The organism is Actinomadura nitritigenes (assembly GCF_017573545.1).
Classification (GTDB): domain Bacteria; phylum Actinomycetota; class Actinomycetes; order Streptosporangiales; family Streptosporangiaceae; genus Spirillospora; species Spirillospora nitritigenes.
On the sequence record NZ_JAGEOK010000025.1, the window covers coordinates 146,333 to 169,537 of the forward strand.

General features: G+C 72.3%; 22 protein-coding genes. 5 read left to right on the forward strand and 17 right to left on the reverse strand.

Features of this window, described 5'->3' with window-relative positions:
• Positions 1–76: 76 nt before the first annotated feature.
• The 8 genes from J4557_RS33485 to J4557_RS33520 all read right to left on the reverse strand — a co-directional run bounded on the left by J4557_RS33485 (position 77) and on the right by J4557_RS33520 (position 9,782).
• Positions 77–1,624 carry a glycoside hydrolase family 13 protein gene (locus J4557_RS33485; protein ID WP_208270771.1) on the reverse strand — a complete coding sequence of 516 codons (1,548 nt, stop codon included), beginning with the start codon at positions 1,622–1,624 and terminating at the stop codon, positions 77–79.
• 44 nt (positions 1,625–1,668) lie between these two features.
• Positions 1,669–2,547, reverse strand: coding sequence for a carbohydrate ABC transporter permease (locus tag J4557_RS33490; RefSeq protein ID WP_208270772.1), 879 nt, complete (start codon positions 2,545–2,547; stop codon positions 1,669–1,671).
• Positions 2,548–2,549: 2 nt separating this feature from the next.
• Positions 2,550–3,482, reverse strand: coding sequence for a carbohydrate ABC transporter permease (locus J4557_RS33495; RefSeq protein WP_208270773.1), 933 nt, complete (start codon positions 3,480–3,482; stop codon positions 2,550–2,552).
• Between the two features lie 76 nt (positions 3,483–3,558).
• The gene (locus tag J4557_RS33500; protein WP_208270774.1) at positions 3,559–4,923 is read right to left on the reverse strand and encodes an ABC transporter substrate-binding protein; all 1,365 of its coding nucleotides are present in this window, start codon (positions 4,921–4,923) and stop codon (positions 3,559–3,561) included.
• 191 nt (positions 4,924–5,114) lie between these two features.
• Complete coding sequence (locus J4557_RS33505; protein ID WP_208270775.1) at positions 5,115–6,131, reverse strand: LacI family DNA-binding transcriptional regulator; 1,017 nt, start codon at positions 6,129–6,131, stop codon at positions 5,115–5,117.
• Between the two features lie 313 nt (positions 6,132–6,444).
• Complete coding sequence (gene leuA / locus J4557_RS33510; RefSeq protein ID WP_208270776.1) at positions 6,445–8,148, reverse strand: 2-isopropylmalate synthase; 1,704 nt, start codon at positions 8,146–8,148, stop codon at positions 6,445–6,447.
• Positions 8,149–8,392: 244 nt separating this feature from the next.
• Positions 8,393–9,169, reverse strand: coding sequence for a dimethylargininase (gene ddaH / locus J4557_RS33515; RefSeq protein ID WP_208270777.1), 777 nt, complete (start codon positions 9,167–9,169; stop codon positions 8,393–8,395).
• 1 nt (position 9,170) lies between these two features.
• Positions 9,171–9,782 carry a tellurite resistance TerB family protein gene (locus tag J4557_RS33520; RefSeq protein WP_208270778.1) on the reverse strand — a complete coding sequence of 204 codons (612 nt, stop codon included), beginning with the start codon at positions 9,780–9,782 and terminating at the stop codon, positions 9,171–9,173.
• Positions 9,783–9,883: 101 nt separating this feature from the next.
• Here J4557_RS33520 and J4557_RS33525 point away from each other — a divergent pair, with 101 nt between their 5' ends.
• On the forward strand, positions 9,884–10,786 hold the full coding sequence (locus J4557_RS33525; RefSeq protein WP_208270779.1) for a hypothetical protein: 903 nt from the start codon (positions 9,884–9,886) through the stop codon (positions 10,784–10,786).
• A gap of 12 nt (positions 10,787–10,798) precedes the next feature.
• On the opposite strand, the gene era is transcribed toward J4557_RS33525, so the two are convergent.
• The gene (gene era, locus J4557_RS33530; protein WP_208270805.1) at positions 10,799–11,713 is read right to left on the reverse strand and encodes a GTPase Era; all 915 of its coding nucleotides are present in this window, start codon (positions 11,711–11,713) and stop codon (positions 10,799–10,801) included.
• A 197-nt stretch (positions 11,714–11,910) separates the two neighbouring features.
• On the opposite strand from era, the gene J4557_RS33535 reads away from it, so the two are divergent.
• The gene (locus J4557_RS33535; RefSeq protein WP_208270780.1) at positions 11,911–12,243 is read left to right on the forward strand and encodes a cytidine deaminase-like protein; all 333 of its coding nucleotides are present in this window, start codon (positions 11,911–11,913) and stop codon (positions 12,241–12,243) included.
• A 253-nt stretch (positions 12,244–12,496) separates the two neighbouring features.
• On the opposite strand, the gene J4557_RS33540 is transcribed toward J4557_RS33535, so the two are convergent.
• The 4 genes from J4557_RS33540 to J4557_RS33555 all read right to left on the reverse strand — a co-directional run bounded on the left by J4557_RS33540 (position 12,497) and on the right by J4557_RS33555 (position 15,859).
• Complete coding sequence (locus J4557_RS33540) at positions 12,497–13,783, reverse strand: hemolysin family protein (RefSeq protein ID WP_208270781.1); 1,287 nt, start codon at positions 13,781–13,783, stop codon at positions 12,497–12,499.
• Positions 13,783–14,259, reverse strand: coding sequence for an rRNA maturation RNase YbeY (ybeY, locus tag J4557_RS33545; RefSeq protein ID WP_208270782.1), 477 nt, complete (start codon positions 14,257–14,259; stop codon positions 13,783–13,785). The genes J4557_RS33540 and ybeY overlap by 1 nt, the downstream gene beginning before the upstream one ends.
• Positions 14,256–15,329, reverse strand: a complete 1,074-nt coding sequence (locus J4557_RS33550) for a PhoH family protein (RefSeq protein WP_208270783.1) — start codon at positions 15,327–15,329, stop codon at positions 14,256–14,258. The genes ybeY and J4557_RS33550 overlap by 4 nt, the downstream gene beginning before the upstream one ends.
• Before the next feature lie 185 nt (positions 15,330–15,514).
• The gene (locus tag J4557_RS33555) at positions 15,515–15,859 is read right to left on the reverse strand and encodes a histidine triad nucleotide-binding protein (RefSeq protein WP_208270784.1); all 345 of its coding nucleotides are present in this window, start codon (positions 15,857–15,859) and stop codon (positions 15,515–15,517) included.
• 299 nt (positions 15,860–16,158) lie between these two features.
• Here J4557_RS33555 and J4557_RS33560 point away from each other — a divergent pair, with 299 nt between their 5' ends.
• Both J4557_RS33560 and J4557_RS33565 read left to right on the forward strand, forming a co-directional pair.
• Positions 16,159–16,746, forward strand: a complete 588-nt coding sequence (locus J4557_RS33560) for a SigE family RNA polymerase sigma factor (protein WP_208270806.1) — start codon at positions 16,159–16,161, stop codon at positions 16,744–16,746.
• Positions 16,743–17,447, forward strand: coding sequence for a hypothetical protein (locus J4557_RS33565; protein ID WP_208270785.1), 705 nt, complete (start codon positions 16,743–16,745; stop codon positions 17,445–17,447). The genes J4557_RS33560 and J4557_RS33565 overlap by 4 nt, the downstream gene beginning before the upstream one ends.
• A 42-nt stretch (positions 17,448–17,489) precedes the next feature.
• Here J4557_RS33565 and J4557_RS33570 read toward each other — a convergent pair whose 3' ends face one another.
• From J4557_RS33570 to hrcA, 3 genes are all read right to left on the reverse strand, one after another.
• On the reverse strand, positions 17,490–18,221 hold the full coding sequence (locus J4557_RS33570; protein WP_208270786.1) for a 16S rRNA (uracil(1498)-N(3))-methyltransferase: 732 nt from the start codon (positions 18,219–18,221) through the stop codon (positions 17,490–17,492).
• Between the two features lie 89 nt (positions 18,222–18,310).
• Entirely contained in the window at positions 18,311–19,447 is a 1,137-nt protein-coding gene (gene dnaJ / locus J4557_RS33575) for a molecular chaperone DnaJ (RefSeq protein WP_208270787.1), read from the reverse strand.
• Complete coding sequence (gene hrcA, locus J4557_RS33580; protein ID WP_208270788.1) at positions 19,448–20,458, reverse strand: heat-inducible transcriptional repressor HrcA; 1,011 nt, start codon at positions 20,456–20,458, stop codon at positions 19,448–19,450. It lies immediately after the preceding gene.
• A gap of 186 nt (positions 20,459–20,644) precedes the next feature.
• Here hrcA and J4557_RS33585 point away from each other — a divergent pair, with 186 nt between their 5' ends.
• Positions 20,645–21,457: a DUF3097 domain-containing protein gene (locus J4557_RS33585; RefSeq protein WP_208270789.1), complete on the forward strand. Its 813-nt coding sequence runs from the start codon at positions 20,645–20,647 to the stop codon at positions 21,455–21,457.
• Between the two features lie 368 nt (positions 21,458–21,825).
• Here the strand turns inward: J4557_RS33585 and hemW are convergent, their stop codons facing one another.
• Positions 21,826–23,034 carry a radical SAM family heme chaperone HemW gene (gene hemW / locus J4557_RS33590; protein ID WP_208270790.1) on the reverse strand — a complete coding sequence of 403 codons (1,209 nt, stop codon included), beginning with the start codon at positions 23,032–23,034 and terminating at the stop codon, positions 21,826–21,828.
• Between the last annotated feature and the right edge of the window lie 171 nt (positions 23,035–23,205).

The following is a 23,205-nucleotide window of genomic DNA, read 5'->3' on the forward strand; positions in this document are numbered from 1 at the left end:
GTGATGCGGGGGTGGGACACCTGCCTGGGAGGAGCGGCAGAAGATCGGCGGCCGGGCGCCGGTGCGAGGAGACCGGTCAGCGCGTCCAGACGGCGGTGTCGGGCGGCAGGAGGCCGTCCGGCAGGGGGCCGCTCGCCAGCAGGACCTCGCCGGACGGGAGCGGGACGGGCGCCGGGCCGAGATTGACCGCGCAGGTCAGGCCCGAGTCGCGGGTGAACGCGAGCACGTTCTCCTCCGACGGCAGCCACGTCATCCCGCCGTCGCCGAGGTGCTCGCGGCGGAGCGCGAGCGCGGCGCGGTAGAGGTTCAGCATCGAGCCGGGATCGGGCTCCTGCGCCTCGACGGTCAGGTCCTTCCAGTCGGCGGGCTGCGGCAGCCACGGGTCGCCGCCGAACCCGAACGGCGGCCGGTCGCCCGACCACGGCAGCGGGACGCGGCACCCGTCGCGGCCCGGGTCGGTGTGCCCGGACCGGTGCCAGATCGGGTCCTGGCGCAGCTCGTCCGGGAGGTCCTCGACCTCGGGGAGCCCGAGCTCCTCGCCCTGGTAGATGTAGACGGCGCCGGGCAGCGCCATCGCCAGCAGCGCCGCCGCGCGCGCCCGCCGCACCCCGAGCGCCCGGTCGGTCGGCGCGCCGTGCCGGCGGTCCTGCAGGTCGAACGAGGTGTCGGCGCGGCCGTAGCGGGTGACGGGCCGGACGACGTCGTGGTTCGCCAGCACCCAGGTCGGGGGTGCGCCGAGCGGGGCGTGCGTGGCGAGCGTCGTGTCGATCACCTTGCGGAGCGCGTGCGGCTCGAACGCGCAGTTCAGGAAGTCGAAGTTGAACGCGGTGTGCATCTCGTCGGGCCGCAGGTAGCGGGCGAAGCGCTCCTGGTCGGGCAGCCAGACCTCGCCGACGAGCATCCGGCCGGGGTACTCGTCGGTGACCTTCCGCCAGCCCCGGTAGATGTCGTGGACGCCGTCGCGGTCGGTGTAGGGGTCGCTGCCGTCCGGTTCGGCGTCCGGGTCCTTGACCAGCAGGGCCGCCGAGTCGATCCGGATGCCGTCCACGCCGCGGTCGTACCAGAACCGCAGCACGTCGTGGAACTCGCGGACGACGTCGGGGCTGTTCCAGTTGAAGTCGGGCTGCTCGGGGGCGAACAGGTGCAGGTACCACTCGCCGTCCGGGACGCGGGTCCAGGCGGGGCCGCCGAAGATGGAGCGCCAGTCGTTCGGCGGCCCGTCGCCGCGTCCGGGACGGAACCAGAAACGCTCCCGCTCGGGCGAGCCGGGCCCGGCGGCCAGCGCCTCCCGGAACCAGGCCGACCGGTCCGAGGCGTGGTTGGGCACCACGTCCAGGATGATCCGCAGGCCCGCGCCGTGCGCCTCGCCGATGAACGCCTCGGCCTCGGCGAGCGTGCCGAGCACCGCCTCGACGTCCCGGTAGTCGGCGACGTCGTAGCCGCCGTCCGCCATCGGGGACGGGTACCACGGGTTCAGCCACAGCGCGTCGACACCGAGCCCGGCGAGGTACGGCAGCCGGTCGCGCAGCCCGGCGAGGTCGCCGACGCCGTCGCCGTTCCCGTCGGCGAAGCTGCGCGGGTACACCTGGTAGATCGCCGCGCCACGCCACCATGATTCGGGCATGCGAGTACTCCTTGCTCGTGAGGAAAGGGGACGGCCGGAGGGGGTCAGCCCTTCAGCCCGCCCGCCGTGAGGCCGGCCATGATGTGCCGCTGGAAGACGAAGAAGACGACGATGGTGGGCACGCTGGCGATCACCAGCGAGCCGATCAGCACGTTCTGCGGCACCTGCACCGCCAGCGACGAGATCGCGACGCTGATCGTCTTGCGGTGCGAGTCGGGCAGCACCAGCAGCGGCCAGACGAAGTCGCGCCACACGTTGACGATCGTGAAGATCGACACGACGCCGAGGATCGGCCGCGACACCGGCAGCACCACCGACCAGAGGATGCGCGCGGGCGAGGCGCCGTCCACCTCCGCCGCCTGGAGCAGCTCGGTGGGGATCGAGTCGAAGAACCGCTTGAGCAGGAAGATGTTGAACGCGTTCGCGGCGGCCGGCAGCCAGATCGCCCACGGGGTGTTCAGCAGGTCGACGTGCAGGAGCGGCAGGTCCTTCACGGTCAGGTAGGCGGGCAGCAGGATCACCATCGGCGGGACCATCAGCGTCGCCAGCATGAGCCCGAGCACGGCCCTGCCGAACATCGGCCGCAGCTTCGACAGCGCGTACGCGGCGGTGACGTCGACGCCCATCGTGAACAGCCAGGCGCCGAGCGCGTAGACGAGCGTGTTGCGCAGGTACAGGCCGAGGTCGAGCTGCCGCCACGCCTCCCGGTATCCGGACAGGTCGACATGGTGCGGGAAGACGCCCGGCGGGACGTCGGCCAGCTCGTCCGGCGACTTCATCGCGCCGGTGACCATCCAGTACAGCGGGAACACGAACACGAACGTGAAGACCACGACGATCGAGACGAGGGTCGTCCAGTAGATCGCCCTGCCGCGCCGGGTGCCGAGCGTGTGCGGCGAGACGAGGGTGCGCGTCTCCGCCATGGCTACCTCGCCTCCTCGCGCGAGACGCGCAGGTAGACGGCGGAGAACACCATCAGGACGAGCATCAGCATCAGGCCGAGCGCGCCGCCGCCGCCGAAATTGGTGAAGTTGAACGCGTACTGGTACATCAGGTACGCGACGGTGACGGTGGAGCCCTCGGGGCCGCCGCCGGTCAGCAGGTACGGCTCGATGAACACCTGCATCGTCGCGATGATCTGCAGGAGCAGCATCACCAGCAGGATCAGCCGGGTCTGCGGGATCGTGATGTGCCGGATCCGGCGGAACAGCCCGGCCCCGTCCAGCTCCGCCGCCTCGTACAGCTCGCCGGGGATGCTCTGCAGCGCGGCCAGGTAGATCAGCGTCCCGCTGCCGAGGTTCATCCACGTCGACACGATCACCAGCGAGATCAGCGCGGTGCCGGTCGAGTCGAGCCAGCTCAGCCCCGGCAGGTGGGCGGCGTGCAGGATCTGGTTGAACAGGCCGGGCCCGGGGTCGTAGAACCACTTGAACAGCAGCACCGCGACCGCCGGGGGCAGCATCACCGGCAGGTACACGACGAACCGCAGGTAGGCGCGGGCGTGCTTCAGCTCGTTCAGGACGATCGCGATGGCGAACGGGACCACGTACCCGACGATCAGTGCGAGCAGGGTGAACTCCGCCGTGTTGACCCACGCGTCCACGAACCCGGGGTCGGCGAGCACGGTGCGGAAGTTGTCGAACCCGACCCAGCGCGCCTCGCCGACGAAGTTCGTCTTCTGGAAGCTGAGCAGCACCTCGCGGACGATCGGGCACCAGGAGAAGAACGCGAAGCAGATCAGCGCCCCGCACAGGAACCCGTACGCGGTCAGGTTGCGCTTCACGGTGCGCCGGGTGCGCGAGGGGCGCCGCCGCGACCGGGCGGCGGCGGGGCGGACGAGCGTCCGCGCTGTGGTCATCTGTCACTCCAGGTGTGGGACGGCGGGTCCGGGGCGTCGGCGCGGTGCGCGCACCGGCGCCCCGGAGGTGCGGGCGTCAGCTTCCCGATCGCGCGAGCGCGGCGTCGGCCTTCTTCCGCGCGTCCGCGAGGAGCTGGTCGATGTTCGCGTCACGCCTGGTCAGCACGGCCTGGACGACCGAGTCGAGGATCGTGTAGAGCTGCTGGGCCTGCGGCGGCTCCAGCTTCCCGGGCACCCTGGCGTAGGCGTCCTCGTACGGCTTGAAGTTCGCGACGGGCAGGTTCGCGGCGTCCGCGCGCAGCCGCCGGTCCTTCTCCCCCGTCGCGTTCTGGCCGAACAGCTTCGGCTGCGGGATGCCGACGGGCCGGCCGTCCTTGGCGGCCCGCGCGTAGTTCAGTTGGCCCTGGCCGGGGGTGAGCGCGTAGTAGTCGAGCCACATCAGCCCGGCCTTGATCTTCTCCGGGGACGCCTTGGGGCTGAACAGGTAGCCGTCGCCGCCCATCAGCGTGCCGGCCGAGCCGGGGATCGGCGCCATCCCGTAGTCCTCGTACTCGCCCTTGAACTGGTCGACCAGCGCGGTCGCGTTGTCGGGGGCGCCGAGGTACATGCCGAGCTTCCCGGCCGCCATCATCCGCTGCACGTCGGCGTCGACGAGCAGCTGCTTGCTGCCCATCGAGTCGTCCGTCCAGCGCATGTCCTTGAGGTTCTGCAGGACGGCCTTGCCCTGCGGGCTGTCGAACGCCGTCTTCTTGCCGTCGGCGGTGACCATGTCGCCGCCCTGGCTGTAGATCGAGGTGGCGAAGTGCCAGCCGCCCTGGTTCTTGGCGCTGAACTCGGCGTACCCCACGGTTCCGTCGCCGAGAGCGCTGATCCTCTTGGCGTCCTCGCGGACCTCCGCCCACGTCGCGGGCGGCCGGTCGGGGTCGAGACCGGCCTTCTTGAACAGGGTCCGGTTGTAGAACAGGCCCATCGAGTAGTTCTGCCGGGGCAGGCCGTAGACCTTGCCGCCGTCCTTGAAGACCTTCTCGACGGCCGGGTCGACGTTCGGGTACTGCTTGGACTGCCCGATGTACGGGGTGATGTCGGCGGCCTGGCCGTTGGCGATGATGCCGCGCACGTCGGTGAAGTAGACGTAGTAGACGTCCTCCATCTGCCCGCCCGCCAGCTTCGCCTGGAAGGTGTTCGGGTCGATGCAGGGGAAGGCGTCCTTGCCGACGACCGTGATGTTGGGATGCAGCTTCTGGAACGCGGCGACGTCCTCCAGCCACTCCTTGCGCTGCGCGGCCTGGCTCTTGGCCGGCATGCAGCCGACCGTGATCGACACCTTGGTGCCGGCGTCCAGGGGCGAGGTGTCCTTGCCACCGGAGCCGTTCCCGCCGCAGCCGGCGACGGTGGCGCCGAGGGCCGCGGCGAGCGCGGTGGCGAGAATCCGGGATCTCATGGGGGTTCCCTCCTGGGCCGTTGGGTCGGCCGATTGCGAGGAACATACAGAGACCAACATCACAGTGCAATAGATGAATGAATATTCGCAAGAAGTCGACAAGACCAAGAATTCAACGCGAAAGCGCCCGCAGAACGACGAAAGCCGCCCTGCGCGAGGGCGGCTTTCGGACAGTCCGGATGGGGCGCGGATCAGGCGTGCGCGGTCCTGACCCGCGCGGTGGACGCGCGCACGACCAGCTCGGGCTCGTAGAGCAGTTCCTCCGCCGCGACCGGCCCGCCCTCCACCTGGCTCACCAGCAGCGTCACGGCGGCGCGCCCGATCGACTCGATGGGCTGCCGGACGGTGGTGAGCGGCGGGTTCACGCAATTCATGAACGCCGAGTCGTCATAGCCCACGACCGAAACGTCGTCCGGCACCGCCATGCCGAGCCGCCGCACGGCGCGGATGACGCCGAGCGCGAGGGGGTCGCTGGCGCAGATGACGCCGGTGACGCCGTCGCGGATCAGCCGTCCGGTGACGGCCTGGCCGCCTTCCAGGGAGAACATGCTGCGCCGCACCCACGCGCCGGGCAGGTCGACGCCGGCGCGCTCGGCCGCGGCGCGGGCGGCGGCGAGCTTGCGGTTGGACGGCACGTGGTCCTCGGGCCCGAGGACCATGCCGATGCGCTCGTGGCCGAGCGACAGCAGGTGCGCGAACGCCTGCTCGGCGGCGACGGCGTCGTCCGTCGACGCCTGCGGGAAGCTGAGCTTCTCGCTGGCCGCGTTGACCAGCACGACGGGCAGCCGCACGTCCTGCAGCCGGTGGTAGTGATCGTGCGGGGCGTCCGCCTCGGCGTACAGCCCGCCCGCGAAGATCACCCCGGACGCCTGCTGCTGCAGGAGCATCTCCACGTAGTCGGCCTCCGACAGGCCGCCCGGCGTCAGCGTGCACAGCACCGGTGTGAACCCGCGCTGGGCGAGCGCGCCGCCGACCACCTCGGCCAGCGCGGGGAAGATCGGGTTGCCGAGCTCCGGGAGGACCAGGCCGACCAGCCGGGCCCGCTCGCCGCGCAGCTGCGTCGGGCGCTCGTAGCCCAGCACGTCCAGCGCGGTCAGCACGGCGGCGCGGGTCGCGTCGGAGACGCCCGGCTTGTCGTTCAGGACCCGGCTGACGGTGGCCTCGCTGACCCCGACCTTCTTGGCGACCTCGGCCAGTCGACGTGTCATGCCGCAACTATACGACGCCACCTTGCAAACCGCTTGCGTTTCTTGCGGCCCGCCCTCCGCATTCCGACACGGTCGCGCCCCTGCTCTCTCAAGCCGCCCTGGAGGTGGAACCCGGCTGAAAAAGCCGCGGAAGGCCAGACCTCAACCACAGGCCACGGGCAGGCACGCGGAGCGAGCGCCAGCGAGCGGAGCGAGCGCCAGCGAGCGCAGCGGGCATGCCCGACGGCCGGCAGGCTGTTTCGCGCGGAGCTCCTGCGGAGCGCGAAACAGCCTGCCGGCCGTGACGGGGGTTCCAGGGGGTCGCCCCCTGGGGCTAGCCGCGCGCTACTCGGTTGACGGCGGAGAGCATGGCCTTCAGGGAGGCGGTGACGATGTTGCCGTCGATGCCGACGCCCCACACCGTCGTGCCGTTGACGTCGCACTCGACGTACGCGGCGGCGCGCGCGTCGCCGCCCGCGCTCATCGCGTGCTCGGCGTAGTCCAGCACCCGCACGCCGATCCCGACGGACGCGAGCGCGTCCTCGAACGCCGACACCGGGCCGTTCCCGACGCCCTCGATCTCGCGGATCTCGCCGTCCACGCGGACGTCGCAGCTGAGCACGTCCTTCTCGTCGACGCGGGACGTGGCGCGGTGCGCCAGCAGCCCGGCGCGCGGGCCGTTGGCGAGGAACTCCTCCTCGAAGATCTCCCACATCCGCTCGGGCGTGACCTCGCCGCCCTGGTCGTCGGTGTGCTCCTGCACCACGCGGGAGAACTCGATCTGCAGCCGGCGCGGCAGCTCCAGCGAGTGCTCGGTCTTCATGATGTAGGCGACGCCGCCCTTGCCGGACTGGCTGTTGACCCGGATGACGGCCTCGTAGGTGCGGCCGACGTCGTGCGGGTCGATCGGCAGGTACGGGACCTCCCAGCGGTAGTCGTCCACCGGTGTCCCGGCGGCCTCGGCGTCCCGCTTGAGGTGGTCGAAGCCCTTGTTGATGGCGTCCTGGTGCGAGCCGGAGAAGGCGGTGTAGACCAGGTCGCCGCCGTAGGGGTGCCGCTCGTGCACGGGCAGCTGGTTGCAGTACTCGACCGTCCGGCGGATCTCATCGATGTCGGAGAAGTCGATCTGCGGGTCGACGCCCTGGGTGAACAGGTTCAGGCCGAGGGTGACCAGGCACACGTTGCCGGTGCGCTCGCCGTTGCCGAACAGGCAGCCCTCGATGCGGTCGGCGCCCGCCATGTAGCCGAGCTCGGCGGCGGCGACGGCCGTGCCGCGGTCGTTGTGCGGGTGCAGCGACAGGACGACCGAGTCCCGGTAGGCCAGGTTCCGGTTCATCCACTCGATCTGGTCGGCGTAGATGTTCGGCGTCGCCATCTCCACCGTCGCCGGCAGGTTGACGATGACCTTCCTGTCCGGCGTCGGCTTCCACACGTCGTTGACGGCGTTGCAGACCTCGACCGCGTACTCCAGCTCGGTGCCGGTGAACGACTCCGGCGAGTACTCGAAGTAGATCTCGGTGTCGCCCATGTCCTCGGCGAGCTTCGCGCACAGCTTCGCGCCCTCGACCGCGATGGCGGTGATGCCGTCCTTGTCCTGCCCGAACACCACGCGGCGCTGCAGCGTGCTGGTCGAGTTGTACAGGTGGACGATCGCCTGCTTGGCGCCGCGCACCGCCTCGAAGGTCCGCTCGATCAGCTCGGGGCGCGCCTGCGTCAGGACCTGGATCACCACGTCGCCGGGGATCCGGTCCTCTTCGATGATCTGCCGGACGAAGTCGTAGTCGGTCTGGCTGGCCGCCGGGAAGCCGACCTCGATCTCCTTGTAGCCCATCCGTACCAGCAGCTCGAACATCTTGAGCTTGCGGTGCGCGTCCATCGGGTCGATCAGTGCCTGGTTGCCGTCCCGCAGGTCGACCGCGCACCAGCGGGGCGCCTCGGTGATGACCTTGTCCGGCCAGGTCCGGTCCGTCAGCTTGACCGGAGTGAACGGCCGGTAGCGCTCGAACGGCATGCCGGAAGACTGCTGTCGCGGATACATCCGATGTGATCCCTCTGCTCGAACCTCACGGCCGACGTCCATAACGAAGTCCCGCAGCGAGGGAGCCGACCTTGTTACAGGCCCCCGCTGCGGCCGCTAAGGAGGAGCAGCTCACGCAACACGTCTGTCAACGTAACAGACGACGTCCCAGTTACGGAAACCATCGTCCGCATACTGAGACACCAAGGGCCCCTGACGTCTCCTCCAACGACGCCCGGCCCACCGCGCATTCCCGGCAGCCGTGTCAGGGGACGAGCACGGACAGGCAGGTCACGCAGCCCTCCAGCGCCTCGAACTCGCTGATGTCGACGCTGGTCACCCGCAGCCCGTCCGCGGCGAACTGCGCCGCCGTGCGCGGCGCGGACGCCGCCATCAGCACGTGGTCGGGGCCGAGCAGCACCACGTGCGCGCCCGCCGGCTCCGGGACGACCCGGATGAACGGCAGCACCGAGGTGTCCACCATCTCCGGCACCCCGACGAGGCTGCCGTCGGGCAGCGCCGTCATCGCGGACTTCAAGTGCAGGCACCCCCGGGTGTCGACGGGCACCACCCGCCGCCCGCCCAGCAGGTGGGCGAGCTGGCAGATGCCCTCCTCGTTGGTGCGCGCGCCGCGCCCGACGTACACGGTGTCGCCGACGCACAGCACGTCCCCGCCGTCCAGGGTGCCCGGCGCCTTGATCCGCTCGACCCGCAGCCCGAGCTCGCGCACCGCCTGCTCGGTGCCGGCCGTCTCGCCGCGCCGGAGCGTCTCCCCCGACCTGCCGAGCACCGCCAGGTCGCCGCACACCACCACCGTGTCCTCGACGAACACCGCGTCCGGATGGTCGTCGGCCGGCGGCACCGCCCGCACGTGCCGCCCGGACGCCCGCAGCGCCGCGACGTACGCCTCGTGCTGCCGCGCGGCGAGCGCCGTGTCGACCGGCCGGCGCCCGATGTGCGTGACGATCCCCTCGGCGAGGCGCGGCCCCGGCGGCCGCACGAGGGCCGTGCCGGGACCGGGCAGGGTATCGGCGGGCTCCATGTCAGCGGGACGCCCCCTCGGTGGTGACGATCACGCCCAGCGCGTACGCGCGGGACATGCCGAGCAGCTCGGCGACGGCGTGCAGCGCCTGCCGCTCCCCCTCGTCGAGCGGGCCGTCCGCCAGCGCGATGCGGACGGCCTCGGCGAGGAACCACTCCTTCGCCTCCACGGCGAGATGGGCGCCCGCCCGCTCGACCTCCTGGCCCAGGAACACCGGCGCCACCACCAGATCGGCGTCGATGGCGTCGTCGTCGTAGCCGGGCTCTCCGTAGCGGGTGACGGTCTCGATCGCGCGGGCGCGGGCCGCCTCGTCCTGCGGCGCGCCCGAGCGCAGCACCAGCGCCGCGGCGGCGCGCATGCCGGCGGGCAGCGCCGCCGCCATCTGCTGCGCGGTCGGCGCCCGCAGCACCGACACCGGGAAGCGGCCGCGGCACGAGCGGCACTCCACCGCGTGCCCGAGCCGCCACAGCGGGATCAGCGGCACGAAGAACGGGCTGAACCAGCGCCGCGCGGCCCGCCTCCGATAGGCGCGGTCGCCACCGCACTGCGGGCAGTGGAACGTGCCCTCGCCCACCGTGCGGAAGACGACCGTCAGCCCGAAAACGAGCAACACCGGGGCTCTCCTCCCAAAACGGACTTCGCTCCAAAGTACCGACCCGGCGCCGCCGACGTGGCCGTCCCGGCGAACCGGGCCGCTCCGTTTACGCTGGGTTCATGACCGGTGACCTGGGTTCCGACGCCGGCCGCGCGCGGCCGCGGCCGTCCTTCCTGCCGCCCGAGGGGGCCCCGCCGGACGCGGTGCCCGCCGATCCCGGCCCGCCGCCGGCGCCGCCCGCGCCGCCGCGCCGCGCCGGCTGGGACCTCGCCGTGATCGCCGCCTCCGCCGTCCTGGTGGTGTCGGCGTTCCTGCCGTGGGCGCACGCCCAGACCGTCCTCGACCTGTTCGGCCGGTCCCTCGTCCGCGACCAGGGCAGCGTGGCCGGTATCGACGCCGACAACCTCGTCCTCGCGGTCCCCGTGCTGGCGGTGGTGGCGATCGTGATGGCGTTCTGGAACCTGGTCTCCCGGGACCCGCGGATCGGCGCGCTCGCCGCCGTCCCGGCCGTGCTGTCGCTGGTCACCTGCGGCATCTTCGTGCTGCGGCTCGGCCACGTGCCCGACCGCATGCCGAACTACGGCCTGAACCTCACCTACCAGGTCAGCCTCCGCTACGGCTGGTTCCTGGCGGTCGCGATGAGCCTGCTGCTGGCCGTCTTCAGCCTCGTCCGCCCCATTTCCGACCGGCTGGCGGGCAGGGACGGGCAGGGGCAGGAGTACGCGGCGCAGCAGTACGCGGCGGCGCAGCAGTACGCGGAGCAGCAGCGGTACTGGGCCGAGCAGGGCGCCGCGTGGCCCGAGGAGGGACATGCCTGGGGCCAGGCCCCTGAGGAAGCGCGGTCCTGGGGGCAGAGCCACGAGGAGCCGCAGGCATGGGGCCAGGGGGAAGCGCAGGGCCAGGGGGACGCGCAGGGTCCCGAGGACGCGCAGGTCCGGGAGCGCGACGCCGATGAGCCGCACCCCGACCAGCGGCCCTCCGGCGCACCCGTCCGCCCGTCGCCGCAGCCGGAACAGGAGTGAGCACCGCACCGGTCAGTCGTAGAAGCCCAGCCGCCGCAGCTGCTTCGGGTCGCGCTGCCAGTCCTTGAGCACGCTGACCCGCAGGTCGAGGAAGACCTTCGTGCCGAGAAGCGCCTCGATCTGCCGGCGCGCCGCCGCGCCCACCTCGCGCAGCCGGGCGCCCTTGTGCCCGATGATGATGCCCTTCTGGCTGGACCGCTCGACGAACAGGTGCGCGTAGACGTCGATCAGGTCGTCGCGGCCCTCGCGCGGGTTCATCTCGTCCACGACGACGGCGATCGAGTGCGGCAGTTCGTCGCGGACGCCCTCCAGCGCGGCCTCGCGGATCAGCTCGCCGATGAGGACCTGCTCGGGCTCGTCGGTGAGGTCGCCCTCCGGGTACAGCGGCATGCCCTCGGGCAGCCGCGAGATCAGCAGGTCGCCGACGAGGCCGACCTGGAAGCCGTCCGCCGCCGAGCACGGCACGATGTCGGCGAACTCGCCGAGCCGCCCCACCGCGAGGAGCTGCTCGGCGACCTGCTCCGGCGCGGCCAGGTCGGTCTTGGTGACGATCGCCACCACCGGTGTCCGCTTCACCGCCGCCAGCTCCCGCGCGATGTACTTGTCACCGGGGCCGACGGGCTGGTCCGCCGGGACGCAGAACCCGATCACGTCCACCTCGGTCAGCGTGGACCGGACGAGGCTGTCCAGCCGCTCCCCCAGCAGCGTCCGGGGCTTGTGCAGGCCCGGCGTGTCGACCACGACGAGCTGCGCGTCCGGCCGGTGCACGATCCCGCGGATCGCCCGCCGGGTCGTCTGCGGCCGGCTGCTGGTGATCGCCACCTTGGTGCCGACCAGCGCGTTCATCAGGGTCGACTTCCCCACGTTGGGCCGCCCGATGAAGCAGGCGAACCCCGCCCGGTACCCCTCGGGCGCGGCCCCGCCCATCACGTCTCCGCTGCTCGTCACCCCCCAATTGTCGCCCACACCGAACGACCCCACGACCATCCGGAATATGGGGCCCTGGACCGGGACCGCCGGCGGCACCGTGGACCCGGCGAAGATCACCGACTGCCGCGGGGGCTCCCGGCGGCGCCCGCGAGGCCGCTGCCCTGCCGTCCGCACGCAGGCCGTACGCTGTGCTCGTGAGCGAGCTGAACCCCGAGGACGCGAAGATCATCACTCTCGCCCGGTCCGCCCGGGCGCGCGCGGGCGCCGCCGAGGGCGCCGCCGTCCGGGACGAGACGGGCCGTACCTACTCCGCCACGAGCGTGGACCTGCCGTCGCTGAAGCTGTCGGCCCTCAAGGTCGCGGTCGCGATGGCCGTCTCCAGCGGCGCCGAGGACCTCGAGGCCGCCGCCGTCGTCACCGCCGCCGAGACCGCCGACCCCGCCGACGTGGCCGCCGTCCGCGACCTCGGCCCCAAGGCCCCCGTCCTCGTGGCGGCCCCCAACGGCGACCTCCGCACCACCATCTGACCCCGCCCCCCGGTCCTCAGCTTCAGCCTGCGGCAGGCGGACGCCGTCCCGCAGCCGCAGCGTATGCCCAGCCCCCAGGCCGAAGCCCGGCCCTCCGCTGGGCCTCAGCCCGCGCTAAGACGGCCGCTGCGGCCCGCGCCAGCACTAGCCCTTGGGCTCCGGCGCCGTGCACCCCGGCCCCGGCAGTCTGAGCCTCAGCCACCGCTAGCGGGCATGTCCGTCGCAACGGGGGTTCCAGGGGGGCGCCCCTGGGTCAACCGAGCCGGCGTACCAGGACGGTGCCCACGCGGTTGCGGCGGCCCGCGATCGTCTCGGCCTTGAGGGACAGGACGGGGGCGTCGCCGTCGGCGGGGCCGACCTCGGCGGTGGAGCCCTCGATCGGGACGCGGCCGAGGGCGTGCGCGAGGAGGCCGCCGACCGTCTCGACCTCCTCGGCGTCCAGCTCGACGTCGAACAGCTCGGCGAGGTCCTCGACGGGGAGCCGGGCGGTGACGCGGGCGGCGCCGTCGTCGAGCCAGGTCACCGGCGGGATCTCCCGGTCGTACTCGTCGGTGATCTCCCCGACGATCTCCTCCAGGATGTCCTCGATGGTGACGAGGCCGGCGGTGCCGCCGTACTCGTCGATCACCACGGCGAGGTGGATCTGGCGGGCCTGCATCTCGCGGAGCAGCTCGTCGATCGGCTTGCTGTCGGGGACGTACGTCGCGTCCCGCATGATCGAGCCGACGGTCTCGACCGCCTCGCCGCCGGGGTTCTCCTGGCTGCGGCGGACGACGTCCTTCAGGTAGGCGATGCCGACGACGTCGTCCTCGTTCTCGCCGACGACGGGGATGCGGGAGAAGCCGCTGCGGAGCGCCAGCGACATCGCCTGCCGCAGGGTCTTGCCGCGCTCGATGAACACGATGTCGGTGCGGGGCACCATGACCTCGCGGACCAGGGTGTCGCCCAGCTCGAACACCGAGTGGATCATCTGCCGCTCGTCCGGTTCGATCAGGCTGCGCTGCTCGGCGAGATCGACGAGGTCCCGCAGTTCGGCCTCGGACGCGAACGGGCCCTCGCGGAAGCCGCGGCCGGGGGTGAGGGCGTTGCCGAGCGCGATCAGCAGGCGGGGCAGCGGCCCGAGCACCCGGGTGACGGGGTGGATCACCGCGGCCCCGGCGAGCGCGATGCGGCCGGCGTGCTGGATGCCGAGCGTGCGCGGCCCCACCCCGATCACGACGTAGCTGACCACGATCATGATCGCGGCGGCGACCACGTAGGCGCGCCAGGTCTCGTCCAGCCAGGAGATGCACAGGTCCGCGACGATGACGGTGGCGACCAGCTCGCAGCCGATCCGCAGCAGCAGGACCATGTTCACGTAGCGGGCCGGGTCGGCGACGACCTCGGCGAGCTTGGTGGCGCCGCGACGGTTCTCGCGGACGAGTTCCTCGACGGTGACCCGCGAGACGCGGGCGAGCGCGGTCTCGGCGCCGGCCAGCAGGCCCGCCATCAGGACCAGGCCCACCGCCAGGGCGGTCAGCCACCCCTGCGCGGTGCTCATCAGCGGCCGCGTTCCTCCCGCCAGGAGGCGAGCAGGCCGGCCTGCAGGCCGAACATCTCCTTGTGCTCCTCCGGCTCGGCGTGGTCGTAGCCGAGGAGGTGCAGGATGCCGTGCGTGCACAGCAGTTCCAGCTCGTCCTCGGTGGAGTGCCCGGCCTCCCTCGCCTGCTTCTCGGCGACCGACGGGCACAGCACGACGTCCCCGAGCAGGCCCGGGTCGGTCTCGCCGTCCTCGTCGGCTCCGCCGGACATGTGGCCGGGGCGCAGCTCGTCCATGGGGAACGACAGCACGTCCGTGGGGCCGGGCTCGTCCATCCACTTCTCGTGCAGCTCGGTCATCGCGGCCTCGTCGACGAACAGGATCGACAGCTCGGCGAGGGGGTGGACGCGCATGCCGTCCAGGACGTGCCGGGCGAGCGCGGCGATGCCCTTCTCGTCGACCGCGGCGCCCGACTCGTTCAGCACCTCGATGCTCACTGCCGCCCCCGCTTGCGCGGCGCGCCGCGGCCGTTCGCGCCCTGCTTGAACTCCGGCACCCGCGACTCGTCATACCGGTTGTAGGCGTCGACGATGTCGGTCACCAGCTTGTGCCGGACGACGTCGCGGCTGTCCAGCCGGGAGAAGTGGATGTCCTCGACGCCCTCCAGGATGTCCTGGACGACGCGGAGCCCGCTCAGCTGCCCGTTCGGCAGGTCGACCTGGGTGACGTCGCCGGTCACCACGACCTTCGACCCGAACCCGAGCCGGGTGAGGAACATCTTCATCTGCTCGGGCGAGGTGTTCTGCGCCTCGTCGAGGATGATGAACGAGTCGTTCAGGGTGCGGCCCCGCATGTAGGCGAGGGGCGCGACCTCGATGGTGCCGGCGGCCATCAGCCGCGGGATCGAGTCGGGGTCGACCATGTCGTGCAGCGCGTCGTAGAGCGGCCGCAGGTAGGGGTCGATCTTCTCGTAGAGCGTCCCCGGCAGGAAGCCGAGCCGCTCGCCCGCCTCGACCGCCGGGCGCGTCAGGATGATCCGGTTGACCTTCTTGTCCTGCAGCGCGCGGACGGCCTTGGCCATCGCCAGGTACGTCTTGCCGGTGCCCGCCGGGCCGATGCCGAAGACGATCGTGTGCTTGTCGATCGCGTCGACGTAATGGCGCTGGTTCAGCGTCTTCGGGCGGATGGTGCGGCCCCGGCTGGACAGCACGTCCAGGGTGAGGACCTCCGCCGGGCGCTCGCCGCCCTCGCCGCGCAGCATCGCGAGGCTGCGCTCGACCGCGTCGGGGGTGAGCTGGGCGCCGTTCCTGAGCAGCTCCAGCATCTCCGTGAACAGCCGGGACGCGAGACCGGTCTCGCTCTCGGGGCCGGTCACCGTGATCTCGTTGCCGCGGACGTGCACGTCGACGGCGCTGCCGAACGCGCGCTCGACCGCGTGCAGGAGCTCGTCCCGGGAGCCGAGAAGGCTCACCATCGAATGGTCGTCCGGCACCACGATCTTTATCTGGGAGCGTGCGCCGTCGTCACGCCCCGTCCGAGTTGACCTCGTGTGAGTTGATTCGACCATCAGCCGGGCCTTGCGGCCTCTCCGACCTGCCTTCTGTTCGCTCCGGGTGTCCTGGGTTGCGTTTCCATGGTACTGGGCGGCCCCGACGGAACGCCGCCGCTTTTACCCGCACCCGATCACGCGCCCCCGGGCCGGCTGTCCGGCCGCCCCCGGCCGGACAGCTCCGGGCGATCAGCTCCGGGCGGTCAGCCGGGCGGCCAGTTCAGGCCACGCCCGCCGAGCACGTGCGCGTGCACGTGGAAGACCGTCTGGCCGGCCTGCGCGCCGGTGTTGAAGACGATCCGGTAGCCGGTGCCGTCGATGCCCTCGTCCACGGCGACCCGGTGGGCCTCGCCCAGGACCTCGGACAGCAGCGCCGGGTCGGCGGCGGCCAGCTCGGCGGCCGTGGGGTGGTGGATCTTGGGGATGACCAGCACGTGCGTGGGCGCCTGCGGGTTGATGTCGCGGAAGGCCAGCACGCGCTCGGAGTCCCGGACGACCTTCGCGGGCACGTCCCCGGAAACGATCTTGCAGAACAGGCAGTCGGTCATCTGTCTCCCCTCACGGCGGCCGGAACCGCGTCCCGAGATCCTATCGAGACCGGTCCGGGGATGGTCCGCGGCGCCCCAAGATCGCTAAGGTTTCCGGCGTCGATCTCCGGTTGTCGAGCCGCATTCCGACCGGCCACTGGTTAAGGTTGTCAACTCAGGGCGTACCCCCCGGTCCGAGGGCGTTGCCGCGTCTTCGCGCGGGTGGGGACACCTGGTTCGATGCCGGTCCGAAAGGTCCGTCCGAAAGGCGGCCGGGGGGCGGTGAAGGCGGCGGATAGGTGACCGAGGTCCTCAGGAAAATGCCCTTTCGTAAACCCAACGGCCAGGGTGCGCGTCCCACTGACGTGACCGAGACCCTCGTGGCCAGGGGAACGGCGGGGGCCGTGGCCGTCGCCTGGGACGCCGATCAGGCGGTGACCGCGCTCTACAGCGCCAACTACCGCTCGCTCGTGCGTCTCGCCGCCATGCTCGTGCGCGACTCGGGGACGGCCGAAGAGGTCGTCCAGGACGCGTTCGTGGCGATGCACGGCGGCTGGCGCCGCCTGCGCGATCCCGACAAGGCCCTGTCGTACCTGCGCCAGTCCGTGGTCAACCGGTCGCGATCGGTGCTGCGGCACCGCGCCGTCGTCGAGAAGTACGCCCCGAAGGGGCTGCCGGACGCGCCGAGCGCGGAGGCCGGGGCGATCGGCGAACTGGAACGCTCGGCGGTGATCGACGCGCTCTCCCGGCTTCCCGCACGCCAGCGGGAGGCGCTCGTCCTCCGCTACTACGCCGATCTGTCCGAAGCGGAGATCGCCAACGCGATGGGGATCTCCCGAGGCGCCGTGAAGAGCCATACGGCGCGCGGCATGACCGCGCTACGCAACGTCCTGGAGCAGTTCTCATGACCACCGACCCCCACGACGAGCACGGCGAGATCCTGCGCCGCGCCCTGCACGCGGAGGCGGACTCGGTCACACCCGCCGACGACGGCCTGGAGCGCATCCGGGCCCGGATAGCCGACCCGCGCCGCCGGCGCTGGTTCGGCCTGGAACGGTTCGGCACCGCCTGGTACGGGCTGGACCGGTTCGCCCTCACCTGGGCGCGGCCCGCGCTCGCCGTGGCCGCGGCCGTGGCGATCGCCGGCCTCGGCGTGACCGCGCCGCAGACGATCGACCTCATCCAGCACTCGGTCGGAAGCAACGGCCCGTCCGGCGGTGACCACGGCGACCACACCGGCGACCACGTCGACTCGCAGGGCCGTCCGGTGCTCCCCGGCTCGCCGACGCCGTCGCAGCCCGGCACGTCCGGGTCCGCCTCCGCGTCGGCGCCGACGTCCCCGCCGGTCTCGTCCAGCCCCACGCCGTGCGGGTCCGCCGGGGCCGGCGGCGCCAAGGCGTCCACGTCGTCCGGGGCGCCGAAGCAGCACGTCAAGGCGTCCACCTCGCCGTGCCCGAGCGGCAGCCCCACCACGAGCCCGACGCCGACGGAGACCCCGACGACTCCGCCGCCGTCGACGCCCACGCAGACGACCGAGCAGCCGACGCCGCCCCCCACCAGCGCCCCCGCCGTCACCACCGACCAGGGCACCGGCGCCTCCGCGCCGTAGCCGCGGCCCTCCGGCCCGCCTCCCGGCCTCGCCGGGGGCGGGTCACCAGCGGCCGGTGGCGGCCAGCAGCACGGACGCGGCGGCCACCCCGGCCGTCGAGGTCCGCAGCACCGTCGGGCCGAGCCGGGTGGGACGCCCGCCCGCCGCGGCGAAGCGCTCCAGTTCCTCGTCGGCGATCCCGCCCTCGGGGCCGACCACCAGGACGATGTCCCCGTCCTCGGGCGGCTGGACGGCGCTGAGCGGCTCCCGGGCGTCCTCGTGCAGGACGAGCGCGAGCGACGCGGCCGCGATCCGGTCGGCGACGTCGCCGGTGGACGCCAGCTCCGGCACCTCCGGCAGGCGGCTGCGGCGGGCCTGCTTCGCCGCCTCCCGCGCGGCGCCGCGCCACCGCCCGAGGGCCTTCTCGCGGCGCTCCGGGCGCCACTGCGTCACGCACCGGGCCGCCGCCCACGGGACGATCTCGTCGACGCCGGCCTCGGTCATGGTCTCCACGGCCAGCTCGCCCCGGTCGCCCTTCGGCAGCGCCTGGACGACCACGAGGCGCGGCGCGGGCGCCGGGTCCGTGCGGCGGGACAGCACGTCCAGGGTCAGGGACGCCTTGTCGGCCGCCGCGACCACGCACTCGGCGAGCAGCCCGGCGCCGTCGGTCAGGTCGACCCGCTCACCGGGCCGCAACCGCCGCACGGTCGCGGCGTGCCGCCCCTCGGCGCCGTCCAGGACGACCCGGTCGGCGCGCAGCCGCCCCGGGTCGGCGAGGAACACCGGCGGACTCATCGCCCTCCCCCCGGGCCGCCGGCGGCGGGCCCGCCCGGAGCCGGCGGCGTGCCGTCGCGGCCCTCGCGGTAGCCCGCCACGGTGGCTCTTCAGTGCTGGTTGAAAACGTCCTTGAGGCGGGAGAACATGCCGCGCTGCCCCGGCGCGAACTTGCCGGGCGGGCGCTCCTCGCCGCGCAGCGCGGCGAGCCGGCGCAGCAGCTCCTCCTGCTCCTCGTCGAGCTTGCCCGGCGTCTCCACGTTCACGTGGATCATCAGGTCGCCGCGGCCGCTCTCGTTGAGGTGCCGCACGCCCCGGTTGTAGAGCGTGATCACCTGGCCGGACTGGGTACCGGGCTTGATGTCCACCTCCTCGGCGGCGTCCAGCGTCTCGATCGTGACGCTGGTGCCGAGCGCGGCGGCGGTCATCGGGATCTCGACCGTGCAGTGCAGGTCGTCGCCCTCCCGCTCGAAGATCGGGTGCGGCTTCTCGGCGATCTCCAGGAACAGGTCGCCGGGCGGGCCGCCGCCGGGGCCGACCTCGCCCTCGCCGGCGAGCTGGATGTGGATGCCGTTCTCCACGCCCGCCGGGATCTTGACCTTGACGGTGCGCCGGGTGCGGACCCGGCCGTCGCCGGAGCACTCGGTGCACGGGTGCCGGATCACCGAGCCGAACCCGCCGCAGGCGGGGCACGGCCGGGCCGTCATGACCTGCCCGAGGAAGGAGCGCTGCACCTGCTGGACCTCGCCGCGGCCGTGGCAGGTCTCGCAGGTCTCCGGGTGGGTGCCGGGCGCGCAGCCCGTCCCCTCGCAGGTCGTGCAGGCGACCGCGGTGTCGATCGACAGCTCGCGGGTCGTGCCGAACGCGGTCTCCGCCAGGTCCAGCTCGACGCGCAGCGTCGCGTTGCGGCCCCGGCGCGCGCGCGAACGGGGACCGCGGGAGGTCGCGGTGCCGAAGAAGGCGTCCATGATGTCGCTGAACGGGAACCCGGCGCCGCCGAAACCGCCGGCGCCCGCGCCCGCGCCGCCCGGCGCGAACGGATCCGCGCCGAGGTCGTACATCTCGCGCTTCTTCGGGTCGGAGAGCACCTCGTAGGCCTGGGTGATCTCCTTGAACTTCTCCTGCGTCTCCGGGTCCGGGTTGACGTCCGGGTGCAGCTCGCGCGCGAGCCGCCGGTACGCCTTCTTGACCTCGTCGGCGCTGGCGTCCCGGCGGACGCCGAGGGTCGCGTAGTAGTCGTTGGCCACTTACGACCCCGCCAGGATCTGTCCCACGTAGCGTGCCACTGCCCGTACCGCTCCCATCGTGCCGGGGTAATCCATGCGTGTCGGCCCGAGCACACCCAGCCGGGCCAGCGTGAGGTCGCCGACGCCGTAGTCGGCTGCGACGACCGAGGTCGAACGGAGCCCCTCATCGGGGTTCTCGGTGCCGATCCGCACCGTAAGCGTAGAGGAGTCGCCGGTCTCGCCGAGCAGCCGCATGAGGACCACCTGCTCCTCAAGCGCCACCAGCACCTCCCGCAGGCTCTGCGAGAAGTCGACGGCGGCCAGGTTCGCCGCGCCGGCGAAGACGATCTTCTCCTCGTGGTTCTCGACGAGGGTCTCCAGCAGGACCGACAGGACCGCGGCCGCCACCGGCCGCTCGTCCGGGCCCACCTTGTCCGGCAGGTCCGCGACGGCGGACGGCACGTCGCCGAAGCCCAGCCCGTCCAGGCACGTATTGAGCAACGCCCGCAGGTGCCCCACGGATTCCTCGGAGATCTTCCCCGTCTCGATGACGCGCTGCTCGACCCGCCCGGTGTTGGTGATCAGCACCAGCAGCAGCCGGCCCTCGGCGACCGGGACCAGCTCCACGTGCCGCACCGACGAGCGCGTCAGCGACGGGTACTGCACGACCGCGACCTGCCGGGTCAGCTGCGCGAGCAGCCGGACGGTGCGGCCGACGACGTCGTCGAGGTCGTAGGCGCCGGAGAGGAACGTCTCGATCGCGCGGCGCTCGGCGACCGACAGCGGCTTGATCGTGGACAGCCGGTCGACGAACAGCCGGTATCCCTTGTCGGTGGGGATCCGCCCCGCGCTCGTGTGCGGCTGGGCGATGTACCCCTGCTCCTCCAGCACCGCCATGTCGTTGCGGATCGTCGCGGAAGAGACGCCGAGGTTGTGCCGGTCCACCAGGGCCTTGGAGCCCACCGGCTCGTTCGTGGAGACATAGTCCTCGACTATGGCGCGCAGCACCGCGAGTTTCCGGTCGTCCAGCACCTGGTCACCTCCTTCTGCACCTTCCACAGTCCTCACGTCCAGATATACCGCCGACAGGGCCTTGCTGGCACTCCGTAGTTCCGAGTGCCAAGTGTACGGCCCGGCGGGGACGTTCCGGGGGGCGCGGCCCGCCACGGAGCCGCGCGCGGCTGCGTGATCTTATCCCGGCCGTTAGTGTGCGGAACCGTGCGGAGCAAGAACTACGGAGACGACGTGCTCGCCGGCGACTGGCGCCGCCCCCGCAAGGGGCGGATCCCGGAGGTCCCGGCCGAGCCGGGCCTGGTCGCCGAGGACCCCGACAGCGGTTTCTGCGGCGCCGTCGTCGGCTGCGACAAGTTCGGCGTCACGCTGGAGGACCGCTTCGGCAAGCGCCGGGTGTTCCCCCTCACCAAGGCCGGCTTCCTGATCGACGGCAAGCCGGTCACCCTCGTCCGGCCCGCCCCGGGACCCGCCGCCCCGGCCCGCTCGGCGTCCGGGTCCATCGCGGTCCAGGGGCTGCGCGCCCGGGTCGCCAAGGAGAGCCGCATCTACGTGGAAGGCGTCCACGACGCCGAGCTGGTCGAGAAGATCTGGGGGCACGACCTGCGCGTCGAAGGCGTCGTCGTCGAGTACCTCGAGGGCGTGGACGACCTGCCCGCGATCGTCGAGGAGTTCGCCCCGGACGAGGGCCGCCGCCTCGGCGTGCTGGTCGACCACCTCGTGGAGGGCTCCAAGGAGAGCCGGATCGCCGCGCAGGTGTCGTCCCCGCACGTCCTCGTCACCGGCCACCCCTTCATCGACATCTGGGAAGCCGTCAAACCCGCCGCCGTCGGCATCCCCGCATGGCCCCGCATCCCCCGCGGCGTCCCATGGAAGGAGGGCGTCCTCGCCGCCCTCGGCTGGGACGACGACGTCCGCGCCGGCTGGAAGCGCATCCTCGGCTCCGTCACCACCTACACCGACCTCGAACCGGCCCTCCTCGGCCGCGTCGAGGAACTCATCGACTTCGTGTGCGGCTAGTGTTTTCCCAGGGGGGCGACCCCCTGGAACCCCCGTCACGGTCGTGAGGCCGTTTCCCCGCTCCGCTAGAGCTCCGCGTGAAACGGCCTCACGACCGGCGGGCATGCCCGCTGCGCTCGCCGGCGCTCGCTCCGCGTGCCTGCCCGTGAGGTGGCTGAGGTCCAACCTGCCGGGCTGGCGTTCAACCTGCCGGGCTGGGCTTCAATCCACCCGGGCGGGGTTCAACCTGCCGGGGCTGGGGTTCAACCTGCCAGGGCTGGGGTTGAACCTGCCGGGGCGGGTTGAACCTGCCGGGGCTGGGGTTTGGATCGCGCGGGGTCTGACCGTGGACTGGGGATCGAGGTTCTGGTCGCGGCGGGCCGGTCAGGTCAGGTCAGGTCGCGGGTCACGGCGTCGGCCAGGAGGCGGCCCCGGCGGGTGAGGACGGCGCGGCCGCGCTCGTACGGGCCCGGGTCGATCAGGCCGTCGGCGACGGCGCGGCGGACGGCGGCGGCGTCGAGGAGATCGGCGGGGCAGCCGTCCGCGAGGCGGAGCTCCAGCATGATCCGCTCGATGCGGCGGTCGTCGGCGGCGAGGACCTCGCGCGCGTACGCGGGCGTCGTGCCCTCGGCGAGGCGGGCGGCGTACGCGGCGGGGTGCTTGACGTTCCACCAGCGGGTGCCGCCGACGTGGCTGTGGGCGCCGGGGCCGACGCCCCACCAGTCCGCGCCCGTCCAGTACAGGAGGTTGTGGCGGCAGGCGGCCTCCGGGGACGAGGCCCAGTTCGAGATCTCGTACCAGTGCAGGCCGTGCGCACCGAGAAGATCGTCGGCGATCAGGTAGCGGTCGGCCATGGCGTCGTCGTCGGGGGCGGTGAGCTCCCCGCGCCGCACCTGCGCCGCCAGGCGGGTGCCCTCCTCGACGATGAGCGCGTACGCGGACACGTGGTCGGGCTCGCAGGCGAGAGCGGCCTCCAGGGACGCGCGCCAGTCATCGTCGGTCTCGCCCGGCGTGCCGTAGATGAGGTCGAGGTTGATGTGCTCGAAGCCCGCCTTGCGCGTCCACTCGACGACCTGGGGGACGCGGCCGGGCGTGTGGGTCCGCTCCAGGACGGCCAGGACGTGCTCGCGCGCGCTCTGCATGCCGTAGGAGACGCGCGTGAAACCGACTTCGCGGAGCTTCGCCACGTAGGCCTCGTCCACCGACTCGGGGTTGGCCTCGGTGGTGACCTCGGCGCCCGATGCGAGGCCGAACTCGGCGTCGATGGCCGCCAGGACGCGTCCCAGATCGTCGGGCGCGAGGAGGGTCGGTGTGCCGCCGCCCACGAAGACCGTCTGGACGGGGAGGTCCGCGTCGCCGAGCACCCTGCGGGCCATGCGGACCTCGGCGACGGCGGTGTCGGCGTAGGAGTCGCGGCTCGCGCCCGGCCCGAGCTCGGTGGCCGTGTAGGTGTTGAAGTCGCAGTAGCCGCACCGGGTCACGCAGAAGGGCACGTGCACATAGAACGCGAACGGCCGCGTGCCCAGGCCCTCCAGCGCGCTGCCGGGCAGCGCGCCGTCGGCGGGTACGGGATCACCGTCGGGCAGCGTAGAGGGCACCCCTACAGTCTGCCGCCCGCGGCGGGATGGTCCGGCCCGCTAGGTGTTCTGTCTATGGAGGTTGTGAACGCGGGGACACGGTCGGATGATCTTGGAATGAGGGAGGGCCTCCGGGTTCGGTGTGGATTGCGACATCTACGCCGACACCGCAGGAGGCCCTCATGCCCCACC

Bases quoted from the DNA above. Each gene is read 5' to 3' on its own strand.
- J4557_RS33485 (WP_208270771.1), bottom strand. From the start codon at position 1,624: ATGCCCGAATCATGGTGGCGTGGCGCGGCGATCTACCAGGTGTACCCG.
- J4557_RS33490 (WP_208270772.1), bottom strand. From the start codon at position 2,547: ATGGCGGAGACGCGCACCCTCGTCTCGCCGCACACGCTCGGCACCCGG.
- J4557_RS33495 (WP_208270773.1), bottom strand. From the start codon at position 3,482: ATGACCACAGCGCGGACGCTCGTCCGCCCCGCCGCCGCCCGGTCGCGG.
- J4557_RS33500 (WP_208270774.1), bottom strand. From the start codon at position 4,923: ATGAGATCCCGGATTCTCGCCACCGCGCTCGCCGCGGCCCTCGGCGCC.
- J4557_RS33505 (WP_208270775.1), bottom strand. From the start codon at position 6,131: ATGACACGTCGACTGGCCGAGGTCGCCAAGAAGGTCGGGGTCAGCGAG.
- leuA (WP_208270776.1), bottom strand. From the start codon at position 8,148: ATGTATCCGCGACAGCAGTCTTCCGGCATGCCGTTCGAGCGCTACCGG.
- ddaH (WP_208270777.1), bottom strand. From the start codon at position 9,169: ATGGAGCCCGCCGATACCCTGCCCGGTCCCGGCACGGCCCTCGTGCGG.
- J4557_RS33525 (WP_208270779.1), top strand. From the start codon at position 9,884: ATGACCGGTGACCTGGGTTCCGACGCCGGCCGCGCGCGGCCGCGGCCG.
- era (WP_208270805.1), bottom strand. From the start codon at position 11,713: ATGGGCGGGGCCGCGCCCGAGGGGTACCGGGCGGGGTTCGCCTGCTTC.
- J4557_RS33540 (WP_208270781.1), bottom strand. From the start codon at position 13,783: ATGAGCACCGCGCAGGGGTGGCTGACCGCCCTGGCGGTGGGCCTGGTC.
- J4557_RS33550 (WP_208270783.1), bottom strand. From the start codon at position 15,329: ATGGTCGAATCAACTCACACGAGGTCAACTCGGACGGGGCGTGACGAC.
- J4557_RS33555 (WP_208270784.1), bottom strand. From the start codon at position 15,859: ATGACCGACTGCCTGTTCTGCAAGATCGTTTCCGGGGACGTGCCCGCG.
- J4557_RS33560 (WP_208270806.1), top strand. From the start codon at position 16,159: ATGCCCTTTCGTAAACCCAACGGCCAGGGTGCGCGTCCCACTGACGTG.
- J4557_RS33565 (WP_208270785.1), top strand. From the start codon at position 16,743: ATGACCACCGACCCCCACGACGAGCACGGCGAGATCCTGCGCCGCGCC.
- J4557_RS33570 (WP_208270786.1), bottom strand. From the start codon at position 18,221: ATGAGTCCGCCGGTGTTCCTCGCCGACCCGGGGCGGCTGCGCGCCGAC.